Source organism: Sulfuricurvum sp. MLSB (assembly GCF_000747095.1).
Taxonomy (GTDB): Bacteria; Campylobacterota; Campylobacteria; order Campylobacterales; family Sulfurimonadaceae; genus Sulfuricurvum.
The window spans coordinates 21899-42101 of the sequence record NZ_JQGL01000013.1 but is presented as its reverse complement, the minus strand read 5'-3'; the positions used below and the strand labels follow the sequence as shown (position 1 = coordinate 42101).

Annotated in this window: 24 protein-coding genes; 17 read left to right on the top strand and 7 right to left on the bottom strand. The window is 47.8% G+C overall.

Annotation, left to right across the window (positions count from 1 at the left end; translation table 11 throughout):
- Positions 1-22: 22 nt before the first annotated feature.
- Positions 23-574: an AmmeMemoRadiSam system protein A gene (gene amrA, locus JU82_RS01165; RefSeq protein WP_037945679.1), complete on the bottom strand. Its 552-nt coding sequence runs from the start codon at positions 572-574 to the stop codon at positions 23-25.
- 168 nt (positions 575-742) lie between these two features.
- On the opposite strand from amrA, the gene nspC reads away from it, so the two are divergent.
- Complete coding sequence (nspC, locus tag JU82_RS01160; RefSeq protein WP_037945678.1) at positions 743-1834, top strand: carboxynorspermidine decarboxylase; 1092 nt, start codon at positions 743-745, stop codon at positions 1832-1834.
- 5 nt (positions 1835-1839) lie between these two features.
- Here nspC and JU82_RS01155 read toward each other — a convergent pair whose 3' ends face one another.
- Genes JU82_RS01155 through tgt form a run of 4 tightly spaced genes read right to left on the bottom strand, consistent with a single transcriptional unit; the run spans position 1840 to position 6156 of the window.
- A complete protein-coding gene (locus JU82_RS01155) occupies positions 1840-3330 on the bottom strand; it encodes a hypothetical protein (RefSeq protein WP_037945677.1) in 1491 nt (496 codons plus the stop codon).
- Between the two features lie 3 nt (positions 3331-3333).
- Positions 3334-4263 (bottom strand): 4-hydroxythreonine-4-phosphate dehydrogenase, encoded by a 930-nt coding sequence (pdxA, locus tag JU82_RS01150; protein WP_037945676.1) that lies wholly within the window; start codon positions 4261-4263, stop codon positions 3334-3336.
- Complete coding sequence (locus JU82_RS01145) at positions 4251-5033, bottom strand: pyridoxine 5'-phosphate synthase (RefSeq protein WP_037945727.1); 783 nt, start codon at positions 5031-5033, stop codon at positions 4251-4253. Before JU82_RS01145 ends, pdxA begins: the two co-directional genes overlap by 13 nt.
- 1 nt (position 5034) lies before the next feature.
- Positions 5035-6156 (bottom strand): tRNA guanosine(34) transglycosylase Tgt, encoded by a 1122-nt coding sequence (tgt, locus tag JU82_RS01140; RefSeq protein ID WP_037945675.1) that lies wholly within the window; start codon positions 6154-6156, stop codon positions 5035-5037.
- 101 nt (positions 6157-6257) lie between these two features.
- Between tgt and hemL the strand changes: the two genes are divergently transcribed.
- From hemL to JU82_RS01115, 5 genes are all read left to right on the top strand, one after another.
- Complete coding sequence (gene hemL / locus JU82_RS01135) at positions 6258-7544, top strand: glutamate-1-semialdehyde 2,1-aminomutase (protein ID WP_037945674.1); 1287 nt, start codon at positions 6258-6260, stop codon at positions 7542-7544.
- Positions 7541-7846, top strand: a complete 306-nt coding sequence (locus JU82_RS01130; RefSeq protein ID WP_037945673.1) for an AtpZ/AtpI family protein — start codon at positions 7541-7543, stop codon at positions 7844-7846. Before hemL ends, JU82_RS01130 begins: the two co-directional genes overlap by 4 nt.
- The gene (locus JU82_RS01125; protein WP_294891984.1) at positions 7824-8345 is read left to right on the top strand and encodes a hypothetical protein; all 522 of its coding nucleotides are present in this window, start codon (positions 7824-7826) and stop codon (positions 8343-8345) included. The genes JU82_RS01130 and JU82_RS01125 overlap by 23 nt, the downstream gene beginning before the upstream one ends.
- Positions 8346-8437: 92 nt before the next feature.
- Positions 8438-8824 (top strand): PA2779 family protein, encoded by a 387-nt coding sequence (locus JU82_RS01120; protein WP_037945672.1) that lies wholly within the window; start codon positions 8438-8440, stop codon positions 8822-8824.
- A 53-nt stretch (positions 8825-8877) separates the two neighbouring features.
- Positions 8878-9768, top strand: coding sequence for a PA2778 family cysteine peptidase (locus JU82_RS01115; protein ID WP_294891995.1), 891 nt, complete (start codon positions 8878-8880; stop codon positions 9766-9768).
- Here JU82_RS01115 and JU82_RS01110 read toward each other — a convergent pair whose 3' ends face one another.
- Together JU82_RS01110 and rpoD are read right to left on the bottom strand one after the other, a co-directional pair.
- Positions 9769-10455 carry a hypothetical protein gene (locus tag JU82_RS01110; RefSeq protein WP_037945671.1) on the bottom strand — a complete coding sequence of 229 codons (687 nt, stop codon included), beginning with the start codon at positions 10453-10455 and terminating at the stop codon, positions 9769-9771. It abuts the gene before it with no gap.
- Positions 10455-12317: an RNA polymerase sigma factor RpoD gene (gene rpoD, locus JU82_RS01105; RefSeq protein WP_037945670.1), complete on the bottom strand. Its 1863-nt coding sequence runs from the start codon at positions 12315-12317 to the stop codon at positions 10455-10457. The genes JU82_RS01110 and rpoD overlap by 1 nt, the downstream gene beginning before the upstream one ends.
- A gap of 149 nt (positions 12318-12466) precedes the next feature.
- Between rpoD and JU82_RS01100 the strand changes: the two genes are divergently transcribed.
- From JU82_RS01100 to JU82_RS01055, 11 genes are all read left to right on the top strand, one after another.
- Positions 12467-13279, top strand: a complete 813-nt coding sequence (locus tag JU82_RS01100) for a flagellar hook-basal body protein (protein WP_037945669.1) — start codon at positions 12467-12469, stop codon at positions 13277-13279.
- 19 nt (positions 13280-13298) lie between these two features.
- Positions 13299-14087 carry a flagellar basal-body rod protein FlgG gene (gene flgG / locus JU82_RS01095; RefSeq protein ID WP_037945668.1) on the top strand — a complete coding sequence of 263 codons (789 nt, stop codon included), beginning with the start codon at positions 13299-13301 and terminating at the stop codon, positions 14085-14087.
- Positions 14088-14177: 90 nt separating this feature from the next.
- A complete protein-coding gene (locus tag JU82_RS01090) occupies positions 14178-14681 on the top strand; it encodes a 3-isopropylmalate dehydratase small subunit (RefSeq protein WP_037945667.1) in 504 nt (167 codons plus the stop codon).
- Positions 14682-15758 (top strand): 3-isopropylmalate dehydrogenase, encoded by a 1077-nt coding sequence (leuB, locus tag JU82_RS01085; protein ID WP_037945666.1) that lies wholly within the window; start codon positions 14682-14684, stop codon positions 15756-15758.
- On the top strand, positions 15746-15994 hold the full coding sequence (locus tag JU82_RS01080) for a tetratricopeptide repeat protein (RefSeq protein ID WP_037945665.1): 249 nt from the start codon (positions 15746-15748) through the stop codon (positions 15992-15994). Before leuB ends, JU82_RS01080 begins: the two co-directional genes overlap by 13 nt.
- Entirely contained in the window at positions 15985-16311 is a 327-nt protein-coding gene (locus JU82_RS01075) for a hypothetical protein (protein WP_037945664.1), read from the top strand. The genes JU82_RS01080 and JU82_RS01075 overlap by 10 nt, the downstream gene beginning before the upstream one ends.
- Positions 16312-16342: 31 nt before the next feature.
- A complete protein-coding gene (gene purU, locus JU82_RS01070; protein WP_037945663.1) occupies positions 16343-17185 on the top strand; it encodes a formyltetrahydrofolate deformylase in 843 nt (280 codons plus the stop codon).
- The gene (locus JU82_RS01065) at positions 17186-17656 is read left to right on the top strand and encodes a tRNA (cytidine(34)-2'-O)-methyltransferase (protein WP_037945662.1); all 471 of its coding nucleotides are present in this window, start codon (positions 17186-17188) and stop codon (positions 17654-17656) included. It abuts the gene before it with no gap.
- Positions 17656-17829: a hypothetical protein gene (locus JU82_RS11550; protein WP_294891983.1), complete on the top strand. Its 174-nt coding sequence runs from the start codon at positions 17656-17658 to the stop codon at positions 17827-17829. The genes JU82_RS01065 and JU82_RS11550 overlap by 1 nt, the downstream gene beginning before the upstream one ends.
- Before the next feature lie 229 nt (positions 17830-18058).
- Positions 18059-18718, top strand: coding sequence for a LexA family transcriptional regulator (locus JU82_RS01060; protein ID WP_037945661.1), 660 nt, complete (start codon positions 18059-18061; stop codon positions 18716-18718).
- Positions 18719-18730: 12 nt separating this feature from the next.
- The gene (locus JU82_RS01055) at positions 18731-20203 is read left to right on the top strand and encodes an SH3 domain-containing protein (protein ID WP_294891980.1); all 1473 of its coding nucleotides are present in this window, start codon (positions 18731-18733) and stop codon (positions 20201-20203) included.

The following is a 20203-nucleotide window of genomic DNA, read 5'->3' as shown; positions in this document are numbered from 1 at the left end:
CTTTGGTGATAAAATATTCCATTTATCCCTCCTCACCGAATTTTTCGACCTGATAGAGATAGACTTCGGGATGGTGCGAAAGCGGATCGCTTCCGATGCCGGCCTTGGTTCCCAGATGGGAGAAAAAACTTTCAAAATCACTTAGCTCCTCCCACACCTGCGGCAAAAAAGTCGCCTGCATGCTGCCGTATCGGATGATAACCCCGTCAATTTTCGGGCGGACTATTCTTTTTAGATCATCAGAATCACGATACGAAACATTCTGCGGAGGAGTCAGAAGCGACACTTCGATGCGAACTTCTTCAAATTCGCTCTCTGAAAGCGGAGAAAAGCGGGGATCGCGAAATGCCGCCGCTTCGGCATTGGCTATCAGGTCATCGATGAGCGGCCTGTGGGCTATCAAAGATCCGATGCAACCGCGTAAACGTCCGTGAAGATTGAGTGTAACGAAACTGGCACCCGGCTGTGATAGAGCGGGGGATAAGGGAGAAAAGGCATTTTTATCAACATGCCCGCCATCCAAACGTGCCTGTATAGCACTGCGGGCGATGTGTACGTAGACCGAGGAACTCATGCGAACCTCCTGATATAATCAATCCGAATATTAGATTGTACATCATTTTGGCGATATCGCTGCACGGATTTTATTTTGGCACCGTTTTAAGGACGATTCGGCGGAGTAAAAGAGAACGATAGGGCTGTCGGTATGCTACAATTCGAGACTTTTTTTAAGGATTCAGCGATGGCGATCGATTTTTCCCAACTCCCTCATACTCCTTGCTATATCTGCGAAGAGGAGCTTTTGGAACAGAACCTCTTGACGCTGGATCGCGTACAGCGCGAGACCGGAGCGAAAATCATCCTCGCCCTAAAAGGGTTCGCAAGCGGCCTGCACGAGGCAAAATTGGCACGTGAAAAGATGAACAAAGAGGTGCACACGTATTCGCCCGCATTCAAAGATGAAGACATCGACGAAATCGCTCGTATCAGCGACGACATTGTGTTCAATTCTCCGGCGCAGTTTCACCGTTATTACGACCGTGTCAAAGCCGTCAATCCGAATATTTCCGTTTCACTTCGCGTCAATCCCGAATACTCTTCGTCACCGGTCGATTTGTACAATCCTTGCGGCGTTTACAGCCGTCTTGGAACCACTTCGGCCAATTTTGACGAGAGCATCGTGCCTCGTCTTGACGGCCTTAATTTCCATGCGTTGTGCGAACAAAACGTCGATGCTCTCGAAGGGGTGTTGCAGGCATTTGAGGAAAAATTCGGCCGCTATATTGACGGGCTTAAATACGTCAATTTCGGCGGCGGACACCACATTACCCGCGCCGATTATGACGTCGAACGTCTTATTGAGGTGATCCGTGCGTTCAAAGCCCGCCACAACGGCATCACCGTTTATCTCGAGCCCGGAGAAGCGGTCGGATGGCAGACGGGGCCGCTCGTCGCATCGGTGCTCGACATCGTTCACAACGGCATGGATATCGCGATCTTGGATACGTCTGCGGAAGCGCATATGCCCGACACCCTTGCGATGCCATACCGTGCGGCGATTCGAGGTGCCGGCGAAGCGGGAGAGAAAGCCTACACGTACCGTCTGGGCGGAAACACCTGTCTGGCCGGGGACATTATGGGCGATTATTCGTTCGACGAACCGCTCAAAGTCGGAGACAAAATCATCTTCGAAGATCAGATACACTATACATTTGTTAAAAATACGACTTTCAACGGGATAAAGCTGCCGTCATTAGCGATCTGGACCAAAGACGACAAACTGAACATCGTGCATGAATTCGGGTATGAGGATTATCGAAACCGTCTCTCGTGACGTTATCAGCGTTTGGCCAGGACGAGAGAAAGGGCCTCGGTCAGCATTTCGTATGTTTCTCTGAGCGTGGCGGTTTGTTCCAGAATCGCTTGAAGCGATTTTTTCTCATCGGCCAGTTTTTTTTGCCGCCGTGTCAGCTCATTGGTTTTATTCGAAATTTTTCCATTGGCCAGTTCCAGCTGGGTATTCTCGTTCTTTTTTCGTTTCTGAAAGTCTTGCTGTTGGGTGTTGAGACGCGCAATGTCTGATTTGAGCGTCATGGTATCTTCGGACGTCAGCTTTTTTTTCAGATACATGATGCGTGTATCGCTGTCGGCAATAATCGATTCCAGTTCGGCAATTCGGTCCATGATCGCATAGCGGGCGTTTCGTTCGACGGTGATTTCCGCTTCGCATTCGTTGATGCGTTCCTGTGCGGCATTGATCGCTTCTTTTTGGGCGGCTACTTTCAGTTTGGCCTGCTTGTATTGCATCATGATGGAGAGAATCGACGTGTAATTCCAGCGCTGCTGTTTACTGTCGATGATTGCGTATTTTTGGATCTTTTTTCCGGCCGCATCGATAACGACCTCTTCAGAGAAGTATTTGATAAAATGTTCGGCGTTTTTGTCTCTGTTTTCGACATGTTCCAGCAGTATTTTGGCCGTATGGAGCAAAATCGGGTGAAAATGCTGACGTAAAACAAATCCGGTAAAGCCTTCGATTTTACCCCGATGTTCCGGAGCAACGACTTCAAGGAGCAATATTTCGATCATAGAGCGGAATACCGGAATAAAAGTCCGTGTAAAGGTTGCATTGTCGATAATCGAAAAATTGAGTTTTTCGGAGATTACCTCGTCTAAAATAGACTCGATATCTTCCCACGCACCCTTCGGAAAATAGGTTTGATACAGCGCTTCCATCTCTTCGACCGATTCCCCCGCGAATCGTTTGTCTTCGCCCTCGGCCAATTTTTTCGGCGGCGTAAAATAGCGGATAGATATCCGTCCGCGCAAAAAGAACAGGATATCCCGTTCATACAGATCGAAGACGGTGCTGAACTGCTGGCGGATAACGGATCGTGCGGTGTCGATCGGGACGTTCATGTCCGTGAACCCCTGCATTATGTTGGTTCGAATCTCTTCGGGAACGGACAGAAGGTAAGGAACCGGCAGAAACTCCGACTTGCGTCGAAAAATGTCGATGATAGCCAAGTTGCTGCGGTGTACCATCCGATCGAACGATTCGGGCAAAGACGGATCGGCATACTGTTTTTTCAGGATAAACGTGTGCATGGTCAGTTCAATGTCGATTTGTTGGAACGTACGTGCAAAATGCTCGATAATGCCTCTTCGGATTGCCGATTTTTTGTCGTTGAAGAGCTCTTCGCTATGGTCAAGCGAAAGCTTTTTGAGAAGCTGCCGGTAATGTTCGTCGGTAAAATCGTGCGCATATAGGTCGCGCGGCAGCATCGTATCCAATAAGGCGGTGATGTCGGCGACAATCCTGTGATTCATGCTTTATCCTTCATGTGCAGCCAAAACGAGTGCGGCATTAATCGCGTTGAGATAGCTGATGCTTGATGCTTTGCCTTGATATGCGATGTCAAACGCCGTACCGTGATCGACGGAGGTACGAATAATAGGCAAGCCCAGTGAAACATTAATGCTTTCATCGAAATAAAGGGCTTTGAGCGGTCCAAGCCCCTGATCATGGTACATGGCGACGATATAGCGGCATTGCTCCCGAAAACGCGGAGTAAATGCGATATCGGGAACGACGGGGCCGTAGTAGACGGTTTGGCCGATATTGGCGTTGGCGATATCGATGGCTGCTTCGATTTCCCGTTCTTCGTTACCGAGTACTCCGTGGTCTCCCGCATGGGGGTTCAGCCCGAGCACGGCGACAGAATCTGCTTTCGTGCTTTGATAAAACCGCATCAAAAACGAGACCAGTTTATCGACTTGAATGTTGGATGCGACGTCATGCAGAGGGATATGCTCGGTAAACAAAGCGACGTAGAGACGTTCACAGCCGAGCATCATGATTGCGTCGTGATTGAAAAAATCGCGCAGGGCGTCCGTGTGACCTTTATATCCGATTCCGGCAATCATCCAGGCCTCTTTGTGGATCGGCAAAGTCGTAATTGCATCGGCCTTGCCGACTTTGGCAAGGCCGACAGCGGCGACAAACGATTGGTAGCTGTATCGGCCGCTATCAGCGTCGACCATGCCCGGACGAATCGTAAAATCGCCGGAAACGTCATGGCATTCAAAATCATCGGGAAGATTCAATCCAAGTAATGCGGCGGCACGTTCCGCCATAGTACGACTGATGCAGTAAACAGGACGACATATCTGTGTGATCTGAGGATGTGCTTTCAGGATGATTTCAAAGCCGATGCCGTTTAGATCGCCGACACTGACGGCGATTGTTTTTAACGTCGACATAGCGCTTTCATATCACTAACGGCAGTTGAGAGGCCTGTAAACACGGAGCGGGCAATAATACTTTGCCCGATATTGAGCTCTTCTATAGTATCGATCGCAACAATCGGGGCAACATTGTGGTAATTAAGTCCGTGGCCGGCTGCGACTTTCAGTCCGAGCGAACGTGCGAAATTGGCCGCATCGACGATGTCGCTGTATGCCTGTCCCAGACGCTCATCGAGTTCACGGCGCGAAAGATTCAGCGATTCGATCGCATGGTGAGTATGGGGCAGGGCGCTATGGCGCATTGCGTAGAGGTTGGCGTACGCTCCGGTATGCAGTTCAACCCATTCGGCTCCAAGACGTTCGGAATATTCTATGGCGTCATGGCTCGGATCGATAAACAGCGATACCTCGATTTCAGCGGCGCGCAAAGTATTGATAGCATTTAATATTGAATTAAATTGCCCTTTGACGTCCAGCCCCCCTTCCGTCGTTACTTCCTGACGCTTTTCAGGCACAAGCGTCGCTCGGTGCGGGCGTAACTCTGTGACAATTTTGATGATGGCAGGGTCAATTGAGCATTCAAGATTGACAGGAAGCGGCGAGGCGGCGATGATTCGGCGCGCGTCTTCGTCATGGATGTGACGGCGGTCTTCACGCAGGTGGATCGTAATCTGATCGGCTCCGTTTTGCGCGCATACTGCCAATGCCATAAGGGGATCGGGATCGTTGATTTTACGTGCTTCCCGCAGCACCGCAATATGGTCGATGTTGATACCGAGGGTCACTTTAGAGGGTTCTGCGTGCATAAAAATCCTTTTTGAATTCGGGGAATTTTCCGGCGATGATCGCGTCGCGTGCCGCCTTTACGAGAGTCAGATAATAATGGAGATTGTGAAGCGACGCAAGCCGGAAGAAAGTGATCTCGCGTGAGCGGAACAGATGGTGCAGGTATGCACGGCTGTAGCGGCGGCAGGTGTAGCAGTCGCATGCGGGATCGATCGGTTCGGCATCGAATTTGTAGGCGGCTCCTTTGATGTTCACTTTTCCGAAGCTCGTAAAAAGGGTACCGTTTCGGGCGTTACGCGTCGGCATGACGCAGTCGAACATATCGACGCCCCGTTCGATGTTTTCGACCAAATCTTCGGGAGTGCCGACTCCCATCAGGTAGCGGGGTTTGTCTGAGGGCATAAGAGGCGTCGTATGTTCAACCGTATCGTACATCGCCTGATTCGCTTCTCCGACCGACAAGCCTCCGATGGCAAACCCGTCGAAATCCATTGCGCACAGTTCTTCGGCCGATTGGGTACGGAAATTAAAGTCGGTTCCCCCTTGGATGATCGCGAAAATATTCTGATTAAGACCGATTCCCCTGGACTGGTTGTTTCGGTGGTATTCGATGGACTGCTTCGCCCACTGTGTTGTTCGTTCGATGGAAGTTTTGATTCGTTCCTGCGTGGCGGGAAGGGCAACAAGGTCATCGAGGATCATCATAATGTCGCTGTTGAGATTGTTTTGGATGTCGATTACTTTCTCGGGGGTAAAAAAGTGCTTTGAACCGTCGATGTGGCTGCGAAATTCGATCCCCGATTCCATCGGCTTGGAGATGTCGCTGAGGCTGAAGGCCTGAAACCCGCCGCTGTCGGTCAGAAAGCTGTTCGGATAGGTCGTATAGCCGTGAAGCCCTCCCAGTTTGGCAACCGTCTCGTCCCCCGGGCGCAGATACATATGGTAGGTATTGGCGAGGATAATCTGGGTGCCGAGGATGTCTGTCATATCGTTCATATCGAGCGCTTTGACACTTCCGACCGTCCCTACAGGCATAAAAATAGGGGTTTGGATCGTGGAATGAGCCGTGGTGATGGTACACGCACGGGCATTACCGCATGTCGCGTCGACGTGAAATTGCATAGATGACCTTAAGTTTTTCCGTTATTTTATCGCATTCGCCTTCGTTTGGACAACCTATTCTTAGATATAATGGCGAAAAGATTATTTCGACAGGACAACGAATGAACATTGAACATTCCCAGAATGCTTTTGAAAAAGCCCAAAACCTGATCCCAGGGGGTGTCAATTCCCCGGTTCGCGCTTTTAAAAGCGTCGGTGGCATCCCCCGTTTTATTCAGAGCGGGGAAGGGGCGTATCTGATCGATGTGGATAACAACCGCTACGTCGATTATGTCCAGAGTTGGGGACCGCTGATTTTCGGGCATCGGGATGAAAGTATCGAAAATGCCGTTATCGAAGCGGTCAAGCACGGCCTGAGCTTTGGGGCGCCTACCGAAGCAGAGAGCGAACTTGCCGAACTGATCATTTCTATTTACGATTCGATTGAAAAAGTTCGATTTGTGAGCAGCGGAACGGAAGCGGTCATGAGCGCGATCCGTTTGGCTCGCGGTTTCACCGGGCGCGATGACATCGTCAAATTTACCGGATGTTATCACGGACACAGTGATGCTTTGCTCGTTCAAGCGGGATCAGGCGCTGTGACGTTCGGAATGCCGAGTTCCCCGGGTGTTCCGGCTGATTTTACCAAGCATACGTTGCTCGCTGAATACAATAACATTGAGAGTGTACGTCAATGCTTTGCCGATAGCCCCGGCATCGCGTGCGTTATCATAGAACCCGTTGCCGGGAATATGGGATTGGTTCCTGCGACCAAAGATTTCCTCGCACAGCTTAGAACACTCTGTGACGAACACGGGGCATTGCTGATCTTCGATGAAGTCATGAGCGGTTTTCGCGCATGTCTGCACGGTGCGGAAAGCATTACCGGAACCAAACCGGATCTTGTGACGTTGGGCAAAGTGATCGGCGGGGGAATGCCGGTAGGTGCATTCGGCGGGCGCCGCGATATCATGGCGCATCTTTCACCGGAAGGAGGCGTGTATCAAGCCGGAACGCTGAGCGGAAACCCGGTTGCCATGGCGGCCGGATTGGCATCGATCCGTAAGCTTAAAGCCAATGCACGCGTGTTCAACGTTCTTGAAGAACGGGCCAAACGTCTTATGAACGGATTTGCCGACGCGGCAGCCAAACATAACATTTCGCTTCAAACCGATGTACGCGGTTCGATGTTCGGATTTTTCTTCAATGATGCGCATGTCAGTAATTTTGCCGACGCACTCAAAAGCGATACGGCACGTTTTGCCCGTTTCCACGCAGCCATGCTGGACAACGGGTTTTATTTTGCGTGTTCGCAGTTTGAGACGGGATTTATCGCGACGGCGATCACGGATCAGATGATCGAAGAGACGATTGCCGCAGCGGACAAAATCTTTGGAGATATCAAATGAATACCGAAGAACATAAACCGAGGCTCAAACCAATCATCGAAGGAGCAGAGACCCTCTCTCTCGGCATTTCGATGGTGGTCGCCGTTTTGATCGGGGTTGCCATCGGACTTGGCTTGAGAAAACTGTTCGGAATCGATTGGCTGCTATGGGTAGGTGTCGTCATCGGGATCGGTGCCGCGTTTCTAAACGTCTATAAAGCCTACAGCAAGCAATACAAAGAATTTGAAAAACTATCCAAAGACCCACGCTATAACATGGGCAAAAAACAGCAGGATAACGATGACGATGATGACGAGGATTAAAAAACCTCTGCTGGTTTTTACCATTTCTCAGCTTGGGGCTGTCGTAATGCTAGTTTATTCCGCTTCCGCCTATGCCAACTTTGCCGTCGCGATGACAACGACCACCCTGATCGTTATGGGATCGCTGTATTCGTACCGGAATATGATTGCGCGGCGCACGGCTGACGTTGATCCCGAAGACAACAAAGACATTATCGACATGATGGACGATCCGTACGATCTGTATGAAGAAGAACGTGCCGAAGAGATAGAAGATATCAAGCGCCTTATCAAAGAGGAAAAAGCCCGTCAGCGCGCCAATATCGTCAAAAATACGACGCAAAACGCTTCGGCGTGGGTATCGGCATACCGTTTGATACCGTATGCGTTTTTAATTTTAGGATTTGTCGCATTGGAAAACAACGGAGTCTTGAACATCCTTCCGTATCTGGTCGGATTGGCTGCGGGAATACCGGTCGGTTATCTGATCGCCAAAGAGCTGTTTATTTCAGAGTTATAAGAATATAAAATATATTAACTAGGTGTTAACATAAATCGATTTACAATGCTGCCGTTTTATAATCATAGATAAAAGATATAAAAGGGGTTCGCATGCAGATCTCAAAACCAATTGTATCGTTGGTACTCAGCGTTACACTGTTTGCTCAAGTTTCATGGGGGCAAATAGCTTCTACAGAATTGATATTAGGAGCGCCCTCCGCTGTATCTTCACAAGATAAAGTTTCTCAATTTGTTGCACGCGATGACGTTGCCGACGCGTTTGAAAAGTTGGGGGTAGATCCTAAAATGATCGAACTTAAAGTTGCATCGTTAAGCGATGAGGAAGCAAGTACAATCGCATCAAAGATTGATACTCTACCGGCAGGAGGAGACGGTGGAAGCATTATCGGTGCGATCGTCTTTATTTTTGTTGTTTTATTGATTACGGATATTCTCGGACTGACAAAAGTATTTAATTTTACCCGTTCAGTACGTTAAACGTGGCGATAAGAAACTGCTTTATCTTTTTATGCACAACTGTTGCTTTACTAATGCTAAGCGGTTGTGTACCCAAAAATCCTCTCCCGCCGGGGAGAGAGTATCCTTCAACGTCCATAAATGTTCCTTTTATTCCGCCGCGTGCAGATCTATGCGGCTCAACATCTGTCCAAATGGTCTCATTGTATTGGCACTCTGTCAGTGGATATACTCCTAAATTATCGATAGAGGAACTTGACCAACGAACATTTATTCCCCTCAAAAAAGGGACTTTGCAGGTCGAACTTGTGAGTGCCGCGCGCGCAAACGGCCTTATAGCCTATCCGTTAGAACCGAATTTCGACGCATTATTTCGTGAACTAGCCGCTCATCATCCCGTTATTGTATTAATCAATCGAAGTTATTCGTGGTATCCTCTATGGCATTATATTCCTGTTAACGGATACGATGGAGGAAGGCGCGAAGTAATAACTCATTTTTCGGATCAGCCGAACGAACCGATAGCGGTCGAAACCTTTGCTGAACTGTGGAAACGCAGTGAGAATTGGGGCGTTGTCCTTCTTCCCCCGGGAGAGATACCCGCATCAGCTTTGTCAAAAAAATTCTTGCGGTCCGTGTATGAACTGGAAAAAATCGGTATGGTCGATGAAGCGATTCTAAGCTACAAAAGTGCGTTGATTCGCTGGCCTGATGAGTCGGATATCCATTTAATTTTAGCCAACAGCTATTACCGGTTGCATCGTTTTAACGAAGCGGAGGAGAGTTATCGGCATTTTTTATTGACGAATCCTTCCCATCCTCTTGCTCTCAATAATTTGGCAATCCTTTTATCGAAAACAGGGCGAAAAAAAGAAGGATTGGCTCTGTTGGATAATGCGGTAAGTAAGGACCCGGAAATCCAGAAGATGCTCCGGGATACGCGTGAAGAGATTTTAAAAAATTAATTACTTCACAATCATCGGAACGTTGATCGTAATACGTTGGTCTTTTACATCGACGAAGAGATTGTTTTCTTCGGCCAAATGGGAAATATCGGGCAGATATCTGCGGATGACGGTGTCTGATATGATTTCGATGGAAAAAAGCGAATATTTTTCACCTTCGAACTTGATGTGTTCGCCGACACGGAAAAACAGCCGCGTGGTTATTTTTTCGTTTCCGGTCATTGCCACATAAATTTTATTGAGCAGTTTGATAAACAGTTCTGTCTGCAGGCGGATTTCAGGAATCGTAGGGTCGAGTTCTTTCAGAAAACGGGTTTGCGTTCCGATCGAATTGGAGCTGATACACAGATCGATCAGCGTATAGACGTTAACGAGCTGTCCTTCGGGTTTTTGTTTCGTAAACTGGAAAGAGGGGAGCTGATAAAGACGAATACCGATGTGTTCTTCATCTTCGTAGCCGACGGTGATGCCGAAAAACTTGAATCGTCCGAATTCAAGCTCCAGAAAAGTCGTTTTGAATCCGAAAGAAGAGCTGGCATAGGTCGTCGCAATTTTGTAAACGGCGGAGGCTTCGACCGCTCCGAGGAGATATTGCGCCTCCGTGTTGAGCGACACGATTTTACCGCTTGCGTTGAAAAGGATAAACGGATTGAAATCGAACTCAATCCATTGCTGATCAAACGTCATTAATCCTCGATGTAGTTTTTAAGTTTACGGCCCACTTTGGGGTGTTTAAGTTTTTTGATCGCACTGGATTCGATCTGACGAACCCGCTCCCTAGTCACGTTGAGCTCTTTTCCGATCTCTTCGAGAGTGCGGTCGCTTTCGTCATCCATGATACCGAAACGCATCTTGATGACGGCTTTTTCACGCTCATTCAGTTGTTCAAGAACCCCTTCGATCTGCACTTTTAAATCGTCTTTTAAAACAGCGTCAGACGGAGAGATCGACATTTTGTCTTCAATGAAATCTCCAAAACGGCCGTCTTCTTCGTTTCCGATCGGTGCTTCGAGAGAAATCGGCTCTTTCGTGATTTTGATGACGTTTTTGACTTTCTCAACGGATAGGCCTACTTCTTCCGCGATGGTTTCGACATCCGGCTCTTTTCCGTGTTCCTGAAGGTGTTTGCGCATGATCTTATTGATGCGATTGATCGTTTCGATCATATGGATCGGAATACGAATCGTGCGCGCTTGATCGGCGATGGCGCGGCTGATTGCCTGTCGGATCCACCATGTCGCATAGGTCGAGAACTTGTACCCTTTTTGGTATTCGAACTTGTCGACCGCTTTCATCAATCCGATATTTCCTTCCTGAATCAGGTCAAGGAACGGCAAACCGCGATTGGTATAGCGTTTGGCAATCGATACAACCAGACGGAGATTCGATTTGGCCATACGGGTTTTGGCAGTTTCGGAAATGCTTTTACCCCGTTTGATCTGCTCGAGGATATCGGCCAGCTTTTCAGGTTCCATATTAAATCCGCCTTTAGAGGCCTCTTTGGTCTGGATCAGTTTTTTGATTTCCATATAGGTGCTGACCATGGTTGCTTCAGGAACTTTGGCCGCAATATCTTCCTTGCTGAGATCGCAAATTTTGGCAAGAATTGCCATGTGGTTCTTTTTGAGTTGATCGTTGAATAGCGGAAGTTTATATTCAAGGCGCTTGAGTTCGCGTTCAAAACCTTCATCGCTTCGTAGAGCGGTTTCCATAGATCGTACGAGCTCATTGATCAGTTTGGAGGTTGGCCCAAGGTCAAGAAGCGCTTCTTTAAGGCTTTTCTTTTTGAAGCTTACCGCCATGAAATGGAGAACGTATTCGGGATCCATATCTTCGACCGGACATTCATCAAGCACTTTTTCGGTCGCTTTGACCCATTCTTTTTTCGCTTTTTCAAGCGCTTTGAAGGAGGTGACGACTTTTTCTACCCGTTTCTTGTCCTTGGCCGAAGGAGCTTTTTCGCTCACTTCTTCTTCATCGGCTTCGTCTTCGGTGTCATCGTCGCCTTCGTCTTCGCTTTCGTCTTCGAAGCTTTTGAAAAGCTCTTTGACGCGGCGTTCGCGGTTGATAAGCGGATCTTTGTAATCGAGGATGAAATCGATCAGATAAGGTACCGAACAGATTGCATCGATAATAATCCCTTCTCCCATTTCCATCCGTTTGGAAATTTCGATCTCTTCATCTTTTGTCAGAAGAGGGATCTGTCCCATTTCACGAAGGTACATACGAACCGGAGAATCCGAGCGCGACCACTCGAGCAGTTCGTGTTGCTTGAGAATGTCAAATTCGTCGCCGGTTGCTTCTTCAATGTACTTGAGCTGGGCGGCCCGTTTTGCTGCGGCTTCCTGTTGATTGAGCATCTTGGCATGTTCTGAGGATGTAAAAAGGCAGATTTTATGTTTCTGAGCCAATTTTAAAACTGATTTGGCCTGTGCCAGCGTCGGTTGTTTGTCAAACGGTTCGACGATCGCTTCATAGGTCAAGCAGTTTTTTGATTTGTGTTCGGAAAAGAGGGTTTCGATGTGTTTGTTTAGATCTTTGACGCTCATACGAGGAGGGCTCCCTTGTCGTTTAAAAAGATTGGGATTATACCGAAATTTATATAAATTAGCCTTAATGGATAATTTGATAAAAATGGAAGATCAAATATGGAACGCTAGTTGCTTTTAGTCACAAAATCGACCAAGGATGTAAGATTATGCAGACCGGATATTATGCGGCAACGGGCGGTATGGTTGCTCAGTTCAATCGTATGGACACGATAGCTAATAACCTTGCCAATGCCAATACGGCAGGGTATAAACGCGATCAGCTTATTACGGGCGATTTCGTGCGTCTTTTCAAAGAAGCGCAAAACGAGTTGCCGATTCCGAATCATACTCAGGAAGCGGCGCAATATTTCAACCGTTCGATGAGCCGTGTTCCGCAAATTACCGACGGTTATACCGATTTTTCGCTCGGATCGATGCAGCGTACCGACAACACTTTTGATCTTGCGCTGGCGAAAGAAGGGCAGTTCTTTGCCGTCAATACCCCACAGGGCGTCCGGCTGACCCGCAACGGTACTTTTACCCTTAATGAAGAGGGAAAGCTGGTGACCAAACAGGGATATGAAGTTCTTGCCGCCGATAGAACCCCGATTACTCTTAATCCGCAAAACACGATTGTCACTATCGATAAAAACGGCCAAATCGCCGCGAATATTGCCGGAACAACCGAAATGGCACCTGCTAAAAAGATGATGGTTATCGAGCCGCAAAACATCCGTATGCTCAGCAAAGAAGGGGAAAACCTCTATATTCCTGATCCCGCCGATCCTCTTGCCCCGCTGGCGGACAGCGGAAGCGTTATGCAGGGCTTTGTGGAAAAAAGCAACGTCAACGCCGTAAACGAAATGATCGCCCTTGTCGAAGCCAACCGTTTGGTCGGAATGTATCAAAAAGCGATGGATTCGCAGATGAACGATCTCAATAAAGACGCCATTGAAAAAATCGGCGCTACACGACGATAAACCTAAGGAGACCTAAGCCATGATGCAATCACTTTATACGAGCTCAACCGGAATGCTCGCTATGCAGACCCAGATCGATACAACCGCCAATAACATTGCCAACGTCAATACAATGGGGTATAAAAAATCGCGCGCCGAGTTCGCCGATTTGATGTACAAGGTTATGAGCTACGCAGGGACGTCGACGAGCGATACGACCAAATCTCCGACCGGAATCGAAGTGGGGCTTGGGGTTCGTCCGACGGCCATTAACAAGATTTTTACCGAAGGAAGTTTGAAACAGACCGATAATACGCTGGATGTAGCAGTGACAGGAAAAGGGTTTTTCAAACTCGAGCTTCCTAACGGTACCGAAGTATATACCCGCAACGGATCGTTCAAGCTCGATGAAAACGGTACAATCGTCAATTCAGACGGCTATCGCCTTGTTCCTGAGATCGTCGTTCCTGAAGACTCCACCAACATCAGCATCGGCGTTGACGGTATTGTCAGCGTGACCCAGAGCGGGCAGGCACAGGCGACGCAAGTCGGTCAGATATCGCTGACCAATTTTATCAACCCGGCCGGTTTGCATGCAATGGGAGACAATCTATTTGTAGAAACAGACAGCTCCGGACAGCCGATTGAAGGTACCCCCGGCGAAGAGGGGCTCGGTAATATCCGTCAGGGATTTGTGGAACTCTCCAATGTCCAGCTCGTTGTTGAGCTGACAGACCTGATTACAGGACAGCGCGCGTACGATGCCAACTCCAAAGTCATCACTACGAGTGATGAGATGCTGTCCACTACAAATAGCCTTAAACGCTAATATTGAAAAATATTAAAGCCCCTTTCTTGGGGATTTAATAGTTCTTTAGCTATAATCCCTTCAATTTTACGACACTATATAGGATTTTCGATGCAAAAAATTGAAGGGAAAGTTTGGAATTTCGGTAAAGATATCGATACCGACCTTATTATTGCCGCCCGTTATCTAAATACCTCGGATCCCAAAGAACTTGCCAAGCACGTCATGGAAGATGCCGATCCGGCATTCGTGAACAAAATGACTCCCGGAGACATCATTGTCGCTGATGAAAACTTCGGATGCGGCTCATCGCGAGAACACGCTCCGATCGCACTGAAAGCTGCCGGCGTCGCAGCGGTTATCGCACCGACGTTTGCCCGTATTTTTTACCGCAACGCATTTAACATGGGGCTTCCTATTTTTGAACTTCCCGAATCTTTGGAAATCAAAGAGGGCGAAAAAGTAAGCATCGACATGGACGCAGGGACCATTACCAATCAAAGCAACGGAAAAGTCTACAAATTTATCCCGATCCCGCCGTTTATGCAGGAGCTCATCGCCGCAGGCGGTCTGATGAACTACGCACAAGCCGAAATAGCCGCCCAGGAGAAATAAATGAAAACATATAACATTGCATTGATCAAAGGGGACGGTATCGGTCCTGAAATCGTCGACGAAGCGGTCAAAGTTCTTGATGCCGTTGCCGCGTGCGAAGATATCGAATTCAACTACCGTGAAGTGTTGATGGGCGGGTGTGCTTACGACGTGACGGGTGATCCGCTTCCGCAGGAAACCATTGACGTTTCCCTTGAGAGCGACGCGGTATTGTTCGGTGCCATCGGCGGACAAAAATGGGATACGCTTCCGCGTGAAAAACGCCCTGAAAGCGGATTGCTCCGTTTCCGCAAAGAGCTGGGCGTATTCGCCAACCTTCGTCCGGCCAGCGTGTATGACGAACTCGTCAATGCCAGCTCTCTCAAGCCTGAAATCGTTAAAGGGGTGGATCTGATGGTCGTCCGCGAACTTATCGGCGGAATCTATTTCGGCGAGCCCAAAGGACGCGACGAGAACAAAGGATGGAACACGATGGTCTACACGCGCGAGGAAGTGATCCGTATCGCTCACGTCGCGTTCAAAATCGCAATGGATCGTTCAAAAAAAGTGTGTTCGGTTGATAAAGCCAACGTTCTTGACGTCAGCCAATTGTGGCGCGAAGTGGTCGAAGAGGTGGCTAAAGAGTACCCTGAAGTCGAGCTCAGCCATATGTACGTCGATAATGCCGCGATGCAGTTGATTCGCGATCCGAAACAGTTCGACGTCATTTTGACCGGAAACATTTTCGGCGACATCCTCAGCGACGAAGCGAGCATGCTCTCGGGTTCTATCGGACTGCTTCCTTCCGCATCGGTCGGTGCCAAAATCGGCGTATACGAGCCGATCCACGGTTCGGCTCCGGACATCGCGGGGCAGGGGATCGCCAATCCGATCGCAACGATCGCCAGTGCCTCGATGATGCTTCGCTACGCATTAAACGAGCATGAAGCCGCCGATCGGATAGATTTCGGTATCAAACAAGCTCTGGCACAGGGATACCGTACAAAAGATATTGCCAATTTTGACGCCAAAGAGATTTGTTCGACCAGCGAGATGGGTTCTATCATTGCTAATTTTGCGGCAAAATGCAAACGTTAACCCTCGCCAATATTTACGAACTTCAGGGGCTCAAAGAAGATGCTCTTGAAATTTACAAAGAAATTTTGAAAAAAGATCCCAACAATTCGGATGCGAAAATCGCGATCCGCCGCCTCTCCGGGATGCGAAAGAAATTTCTGGGTGTCAACAACGAAATGAAAGCATTTTTCGTCCAGATGGACGAAGAGGCTGAATTTATCCAGTTTGAAAGGTGGTTGCTTCGCGCATGGAATTAAAAGATGTCATTTTATCCACATTGGCCGAAATCGAAGAGTTAGTGACAGTGCCCGAAGCACTCGAAGAGAATGAACCGCTTAAAGAAGAAGTATCTTCGGTACAACCGATACCTGCTGCTGCATTGTCCGAATCCGTTCCTACGATACGTGAGGACGAAGCACGATGGCTCGAAGGAATCCGGGAACGTTTGCTTGTTCTTTTTGAGGGGTTTCAATCCCCTAACAATGCCCAGATTGAAGCCAAGGTTGATTTGACTCTTAATTTTCTTGAATATCTCCTCGCCACCATCGATAATCGTTTGGACAATCTAAAATAACCCTAAACAAACGCTCTTTTCAGGATACACAATGATAAATAAACAATACCGGGTACTAATCCACTGCAACGATGAAAAAGGACTGGTCTATAAAGTTTCCAGTATTTTTTTCCACCGTAATCTCAACATTATTTCCAATAACGAATTTGTCGACAAAGCCCAAAACAAATTTTTTATGCGCAGTGTTGTCGCAGGTGAAATCGATCCCTCCGCCCTCAAGAGCGAACTAAAATCGGTTTTGCCCGCCAATGCCCATTTGGATGTCATCGCTCCGCGTAAAAAGCGGATCGTATTAATGGCAACAAAAGAATCGCACGCACTGGGAGATATTCTGATCCGCTACGAAGCGGGAGAACTGGATGCCGAGATACTAGCGGTCGTTTCAAACTATGATCTGCTTGAACCGCTGGTTTCCAAATTTGATATTCCTTTTTATACCGTATCGCATGAAGGGTGTGACCGTGACGAACACGAACAGCGCGTCCTTAAACAGCTTGCGGCTTTCGGCGAGATCGATTACATCGTATTGGCAAAATACATGCGTATTTTGACACCCCGCTTTGTTGAAGCGTACGAAGACAAAATTATCAATATCCACCATTCCTTCCTTCCTGCCTTTATCGGTGCCAACCCGTATAAGCAGGCGTATGAGCGGGGGGTCAAGATCATCGGCGCAACGGCCCATTTTGTTAACAATAACCTGGATGAAGGGCCGATTATTGCTCAAGACGTTATTCACGTCAATCATGCCTACGGATGGGAAGAGATGCAGCGTTCGGGCCGTGATGTGGAAAAAATCGTCCTCTCTAAAGCCCTGAAGCTCGCTCTTGAAGACCGTATCTTCGTTCACGCCAACAAAACGATCATTTTTTAAATGTTTAATATCGTTCTGGTCACACCTCAAATCCCTAACAATACCGGAGCCATCGGGCGGCTTTGCGTGAATACGGGCGCAACGCTTCATCTGATCAAACCTTTGGGGTTCGATATCAGTGAAAAAGCGCTCCGCCGTGCGGGGATGGATTACTGGCATAAGCTTGATCTGAAAGTATGGGAGTCTCTCGAAGAGTTTTTTGAAGCCCATCCGAATCGTGAACGCTTTTTCTTTGCGACAACGAAAACGGATCGTCCTTATTTCGATATAACGTTTGAAAAAGGGGATTATCTGCTGTTCGGGAGCGAAACGTCAGGCCTTCCGGGCGAGCTTTTGGAAAACCACCCTAGTCAGACGATGACCATTCCGATGACGAAAGAGGGGCGTAGCCTCAACCTTGCCATCAGCACGGGTATCATTTTGTACGAAGCGATCAAGCAAAATTTTGACACTTACAAGGAGCTGATGTAATGGTACAGATCCTCGATACGATTGTCGTTATTCTTTTCGTCCTCTTTTTAATCTATATTTTTCGGGGTTATCATCTCTCCCGGCTCGAAAAAGAATCAAAAATAGAGCAAGACAAATCCTCCATTCCCGACAGCACACGTGAAAGTACCTCTGACGGAGACGGAAGCGATTAAAAAAGTTTTTCCGCCCAAACACCCATCTGCATTTCAAAACGATCCATCCAGCCACTTGCTTTACGCATAACCTTTGCCATGCTCTCTCCTTATAATCGGAAATTTTGTATGACAAAGAGTATAAAAAATAGAAAGCGATACTTAATAATATTTCAATATGACATATTATTACCATAAAGATGGCATAATTCCTAGAATATCGTATCCCATACGGTAAAAGGATGTCGTCATGAAAACATTTAATGAAATTGTTGAAACGATCAAAGATATCGTCTCATCCGAATTCCCCGATAAAAAAGTATTTGACAAAGATATTGCGGAATTACTTGAGATTTCGCAAATGAATTTTGCAACCATGAAAAAGCGGAATAAAATCCCCTTTAATGAATTACTCGATTTTTGCGCAAAACGTTCTATTGCAATCAACTGGCTTTTGTACAACCAGTCGCCCGAAAGTTTGATAGAACCGACAAACCGCTTTTATATGGTCCGTTATTTCTCATCGGTCAATGCTTCCGCCGGCGGGGGAGCAGAGAATGAAGAACTCGATTTTGAGCCGCTGATGCTCGAAGAAAACTTTGTCATGTCGCTTGGCGGAGAAGGGCAATTGCGGCATATCGAAGCGATAAACGTAACGGGTGATTCGATGGAGCCCTCATTCAGTTACAACGATATTGTTTTCCTTAATCGTTCCAAAACCGATGTAAGCCGCGGCGGAGTATTTACGATCCGTACCGAACACGGACTCTTTATCAAACGGATACAAGTTCGTCTTGATGGAAAACTCGATATTATTTCAGATAATAAAGACTATCCCACCTATGTCGCTCGCAGAGATGAAGTCGAGATCATCGGCAGAATCGTCGGACGCTTCGGAGGAATAGAATAGGGCAGAGAGAGTATGAAATCAACAGTATGGATCGGCGGTATCATTTTTTTATTGGGAGGATGCAGCACCCATATGCCTGTTCCCAAGGCCGCACATTCTCTCAAAACAGCTGAACCGGCAACAATGATGCCTGCCGCAAAGGTTGGCGAGAGCCCCTACTGCTGCACTCTCCCTCAAGAACTTGATGTCACGCTTCCCCAACTTGGCCCCATTGTCAATGATTTGGAACGGTTTGAGCAGTCGATCGTTCCTTATGCCGAACAAAATGGTATGGACCGTGAAAGTTTTTATGACGTGCAGAAGAATTTTGAAAAATCCTATTATACGCCGTGGGACTATACTGTGCCGCCGATGAGCGTTCAGGATGTTTCATGGCCGATGCGGGCGTTTCGGGGCGGGTATGGAAGTAATCTACGCCCTTTGCCTCCTTCATGGTTTAAAGAGATAGAGGCTCACGCGAATTTTGAAAACTACGGAACGCTCAATCAAAAAGGGATTGCGCTTAAATGGCTGGATTTGCGGGCATTGCCGACCGAAAAACCTCTTTATCGGGACCCTTCGTTACCGGGGGAAGGGTATCCGTTTGATATGCTCCAAAACAGCAGCGTCAATTATCATGAGCCCGTTTTTATCTCCCATACTTCGATAGACGGTGCATGGAGCTACGTTTTTACGAACAGTGCATCAGGGTGGGTTAAATCTGATGGGATTGCCGTTATCGATACGGCGATGAGCGAAACCATGCGGAAACAGGAAAAACTTTTCATCACCGAAGACAATGTTCCTCTTTATGACAGTTCCAACCGCTTTGTCGCGTATTCGCGTATCGGGATGGTACTGTCGCTGGAAAAAGAGCAGCAAAACGAATATTACGCGCTCGCGTACGACAGCAACGGCTCTTTTAAATCCGTTTCGATTCCAAAGCCGGCGGCCAGAGTCGGAATTTCCAAGCTGAATAAAAACGATTTGATTCGCCTGGGTGAACAGATGCTGAAAAATACATACGGCTGGGGAGGGATGCTCGGTGAAAGAGACTGTTCGTCGATGATCCGGGATATGTATACGCCCTTTGGCATATGGCTTCCCCGAAATTCTGCCGCACAGGCGCGCAAAGGAGAGGTTATTTCGTTTGAAGGGCTTTCCGATGATGAAAAACTTGACCTGATCCGAGAAAAAGGAATTCCCTTCGAGACAATCGTTTATCTCAAAGGACATGTGCTGCTCTACATCGGCACCTATCAGGACAACGTCATGATGATGCATAACGTATGGGGCATACGAACCATCGATAAATCAGGGAACAAAGGGCGTCGTATTGTAGGAAAAGCGGTTATTAGCACTCTTGAATTCGGTTCCGAACTTGAAGAATTCGATCCGTACAATAAACTGCTTACACGTGCGCATAGCATGAATATTTTTACCAAGACACCGATTGTTCTTTCGAAAGGGGCAGGTAAACCCGTGAAGAAAAAGAAAGCGCTCTAA

Bases quoted from the DNA above. Each gene is read 5' to 3' on its own strand.
- purU (WP_037945663.1), top strand. From the start codon at position 16,343: ATGATAAATAAACAATACCGGGTACTAATCCACTGCAACGATGAAAAA.
- JU82_RS01090 (WP_037945667.1), top strand. From the start codon at position 14,178: ATGCAAAAAATTGAAGGGAAAGTTTGGAATTTCGGTAAAGATATCGAT.
- amrA (WP_037945679.1), bottom strand. From the start codon at position 574: ATGAGTTCCTCGGTCTACGTACACATCGCCCGCAGTGCTATACAGGCA.
- JU82_RS01055 (WP_294891980.1), top strand. From the start codon at position 18,731: ATGAAATCAACAGTATGGATCGGCGGTATCATTTTTTTATTGGGAGGA.
- JU82_RS01125 (WP_294891984.1), top strand. From the start codon at position 7,824: ATGACGATGATGACGAGGATTAAAAAACCTCTGCTGGTTTTTACCATT.
- JU82_RS01115 (WP_294891995.1), top strand. From the start codon at position 8,878: ATGCTAAGCGGTTGTGTACCCAAAAATCCTCTCCCGCCGGGGAGAGAG.
- pdxA (WP_037945676.1), bottom strand. From the start codon at position 4,263: ATGTCGACGTTAAAAACAATCGCCGTCAGTGTCGGCGATCTAAACGGC.
- JU82_RS01080 (WP_037945665.1), top strand. From the start codon at position 15,746: ATGCAAACGTTAACCCTCGCCAATATTTACGAACTTCAGGGGCTCAAA.
- JU82_RS11550 (WP_294891983.1), top strand. From the start codon at position 17,656: ATGGTACAGATCCTCGATACGATTGTCGTTATTCTTTTCGTCCTCTTT.
- tgt (WP_037945675.1), bottom strand. From the start codon at position 6,156: ATGCAATTTCACGTCGACGCGACATGCGGTAATGCCCGTGCGTGTACC.
- JU82_RS01060 (WP_037945661.1), top strand. From the start codon at position 18,059: ATGAAAACATTTAATGAAATTGTTGAAACGATCAAAGATATCGTCTCA.
- leuB (WP_037945666.1), top strand. From the start codon at position 14,682: ATGAAAACATATAACATTGCATTGATCAAAGGGGACGGTATCGGTCCT.
- nspC (WP_037945678.1), top strand. From the start codon at position 743: ATGGCGATCGATTTTTCCCAACTCCCTCATACTCCTTGCTATATCTGC.
- JU82_RS01065 (WP_037945662.1), top strand. From the start codon at position 17,186: ATGTTTAATATCGTTCTGGTCACACCTCAAATCCCTAACAATACCGGA.
- JU82_RS01155 (WP_037945677.1), bottom strand. From the start codon at position 3,330: ATGAATCACAGGATTGTCGCCGACATCACCGCCTTATTGGATACGATG.
- JU82_RS01100 (WP_037945669.1), top strand. From the start codon at position 12,467: ATGCAGACCGGATATTATGCGGCAACGGGCGGTATGGTTGCTCAGTTC.
- JU82_RS01130 (WP_037945673.1), top strand. From the start codon at position 7,541: ATGAATACCGAAGAACATAAACCGAGGCTCAAACCAATCATCGAAGGA.
- hemL (WP_037945674.1), top strand. From the start codon at position 6,258: ATGAACATTGAACATTCCCAGAATGCTTTTGAAAAAGCCCAAAACCTG.
- rpoD (WP_037945670.1), bottom strand. From the start codon at position 12,317: ATGAGCGTCAAAGATCTAAACAAACACATCGAAACCCTCTTTTCCGAA.
- flgG (WP_037945668.1), top strand. From the start codon at position 13,299: ATGATGCAATCACTTTATACGAGCTCAACCGGAATGCTCGCTATGCAG.
- JU82_RS01120 (WP_037945672.1), top strand. From the start codon at position 8,438: ATGCAGATCTCAAAACCAATTGTATCGTTGGTACTCAGCGTTACACTG.
- JU82_RS01110 (WP_037945671.1), bottom strand. From the start codon at position 10,455: ATGACGTTTGATCAGCAATGGATTGAGTTCGATTTCAATCCGTTTATC.
- JU82_RS01075 (WP_037945664.1), top strand. From the start codon at position 15,985: ATGGAATTAAAAGATGTCATTTTATCCACATTGGCCGAAATCGAAGAG.